The 2503-nt window shown below is 74.0% G+C and carries 2 protein-coding genes and 1 pseudogene; 1 reads left to right on the forward strand and 2 read right to left on the reverse strand.

What is annotated here, in order from left to right:
• Nucleotides 1-627, reverse strand: a pseudogene (locus D7X12_RS40735) (hypothetical protein); the annotation flags it as partial.
• A 135-nt stretch (nt 628-762) separates the two neighbouring features.
• Between D7X12_RS40735 and D7X12_RS40740 the strand changes: the two are divergent.
• The gene (locus D7X12_RS40740) at nt 763-1308 is read left to right on the forward strand and encodes a hypothetical protein (RefSeq protein WP_208719615.1); all 546 of its coding nucleotides are present in this window, start codon (nt 763-765) and stop codon (nt 1306-1308) included.
• A gap of 20 nt (nt 1309-1328) precedes the next feature.
• Here the strand turns inward: D7X12_RS40740 and D7X12_RS40745 are convergent, their stop codons facing one another.
• Complete coding sequence (locus D7X12_RS40745) at nt 1329-2396, reverse strand: TetR family transcriptional regulator (protein WP_120630487.1); 1068 nt, start codon at nt 2394-2396, stop codon at nt 1329-1331.
• Nucleotides 2397-2503: the final 107 nt, after the last annotated feature.

Genomic DNA, 2503 nt, shown 5'->3' on the forward strand with positions numbered 1-2503 from the left:
GAGGATGCCGGGAAAGGGCCGGGCCTGGATGCCGTAGCGGCGGGAGCCCCACTCCCCGAACACGCTCAGGGAGTGGCGCCGGTCCAGCCGGTAGCGCCCCAGCACCCCCACCTCCGGCCCGCCGAAGTCGGCCGTCTCGTCCGGGCGGTACACGAAGCGGCGCGCGCCCAGCCGCACGCGCAGCGCCAGCCGCACGTCCGGGGCGTACTCGGCGAAGACGCTGGTGCCCAGGTCCGAGTACGCGCGGCTGCCGCCCCGCCGGTCCTTGACGTGCCCCTCCAGGCCCACGCCCCACTCGGTGCCCAGCGCGAGCGAGCCCTCCAGCGCGCCCGCCTGCACCAGCGTGTCCTCGTTGGCGTAGGACACGTACTTGCGCGCGCCCAGCTCGTAGCGCCCCACCAGCTGCGCGCGCTCGCCGGTGCCCCGGCCCTCCGCCGTGCCCAGCACGCTCAGCGCCACGTCCGTGCCGGGCCCGCGGGTGATGCCGTCGGAGAAGTCCCGCGGGGCGTTGCTGTCCACGAGCATCCGGCCGGTGCCCTTGAGCGAGCCCTGCCACTCGGCCGCGCGCACACTCCCGCCCCACAGGGTGGCGAGGAGCAGCAGGAGCGGGCGGAGGCGGCGGTCCAAGACGCGCGCACCATACTCCGGCCCGCCAGCCTGCCCCATCCTCACGACACCCCTCCGGAGGGCGGTCGCCGGGGTGACAGCCGCCAGCGCCAGCGGTCGGTGACGCCGCACCCGGGCGCCCGGTACATTGGGGACATGTCTTCTGCGTCGTCCTTGTTCGCGGTGGTGGCCGGCCTGGGGCTCGTCGCCTGTGCCCCTTCGTCCTTCACCACGGAGGTCCAGGGTGAAACCACGGTGCCCGCGCACCCCTCCGGAGCACCCACCCTCCTCAATGCCTTTCCCGCCATCAGCAGCTTCGCGGCGCTGGACTTCAACCAGAACCAGGACTTCAAGAACCGCGACGTCACCAAGGACGAGGTGTCACGCGTGCAGGTGAAGTCGCTGTCGCTCAAGGTGCTCAGCCCCAATGATCAGGGCTTCGACTTCCTGGACTCGCTGGAGGCCGTCGCCCGCGCGGGGGACCGCGAGTCGCGCTTCGCCGGCCGGGATGGCATCGCGGGGCTGGGCTTGAACCCGCCCAACCCCACGCTGTCCCTCAAGGCGGACGGGGACATGGACCTGCGGCCCTATGTCGCCGCGCCCACCATGGCCATCATCCTGCGCGGCAACGGACGCTTGCCGGACAAGGAGGTGCGCCTGCAGGCCACGGTGGTGCTGGAGGTGGAGGGCGGCGTGCTCTAGCGCCCGCGCGCTCCCTTGCGTCAGGGGGCCAGCGTCTTCGCCCGGCGCTCCAGCGCGCCCGCGCGCCCGTCCAATTCGCGCGCGAGGGACTCCAGCTTCGCGGCCTCCTGCTCCAGGGAGGTCAGGTCCTCCGGACCTCCCGCGGCCAGCGCCTGGGCGCGCACCGGATCCACCTGGGGCCGCCGGTCGCTCGCGGTGACGGACGGCGCCACCATGCCCCCGGCCGTCGGCGTGCCCTCTTCGGACTGCGGATCATCGTTGCCCCCGCTGTAGGGGTCCCCGAGCATGGGAGGAGGAGACGACTGGTCTCCCGAGGTCACCCACGGCGGCCGGGGTCCGGAGCCGCGCTGGGTGGGCGCCACCTGCACGCCGTCGGCCCCCACCGAGCGCAGGCGCAGGCGCCGGTCCTGGTCGTCGAACATGGACTCCTCGCCGAGGAAGTCGTTCATGCGCCGGTCCAGGTCGCGCTCCTCGCGCACCTCGGTGATGCGCGTCTTCAGGGCCTGGAGCCGCTGGCGCACCTTGTCCTGGGTGTCGCGCAGCGCATCCGCCTGCGCGAGCAGGTCCTCCGGATCATCCCCGCGCGCGGCCCCGTCCAGCGCCGGCACCTGGGACGCGGGCAGCGCCGCGCGCACGGCCTCGCGTTCGCCGCGCACGGAGCGCATCTGCTCCAGCAGGCGCGCCCGCGCGGACCGGTCCGTCGTCGCGTCCCAGGCCGAGCGCAGCCGCGTCAACTCCTGGGACAGCTCGCCGTGCAGCGCCAGGTGCGCGCGCTCCACCTCGCCCTCCGCGCCGGACACCGACTGGGCCAGCCCCGTGAGCTGCCCGCTCAGCTCCTGCGAACGGCGCAGCGCGGACTCCAGCTCCCCGCCCGGCGTGAGCCTTCCCTGACGCTGGGCCTTGAGTGCTTCGATGCGCGCGGCCAGCCCGTTGAGCTCGTCGCGCAGCCCCTGCTGCTGGGTGCGCAGGGTGCGGACCTCCACGCGCGCCGTCTGGGCCTTCGCGCGCGCCTGCTCCAGCCCGGACGCGGCCCCGGCGGGGGCGCCCAGCAACAGGCACGCGACAAGGGCGAGGGCACGAAGCGTCATCGTGGTTGAACCTTCAGCAAGGCGGATGCCAGTCCCACCCTCCAGGCTGCTTCCCTGGCTGGCCGGAAAGCCTCCTGGTTCCGGGCACCTGGCGGGCACCGGGTGGG

This window comes from Corallococcus sicarius (assembly GCF_003611735.1).
GTDB lineage: Bacteria > Myxococcota > Myxococcia > Myxococcales > Myxococcaceae > Corallococcus > Corallococcus sicarius.

What these genes read in the sequence shown, in the direction of transcription:
- D7X12_RS40740 (WP_208719615.1), top strand. Translation starts at nt 763, where the DNA reads ATGTCTTCTGCGTCGTCCTTGTTCGCGGTGGTGGCCGGCCTGGGGCTC.
- D7X12_RS40745 (WP_120630487.1), bottom strand. Translation starts at nt 2,396, where the DNA reads ATGACGCTTCGTGCCCTCGCCCTTGTCGCGTGCCTGTTGCTGGGCGCC.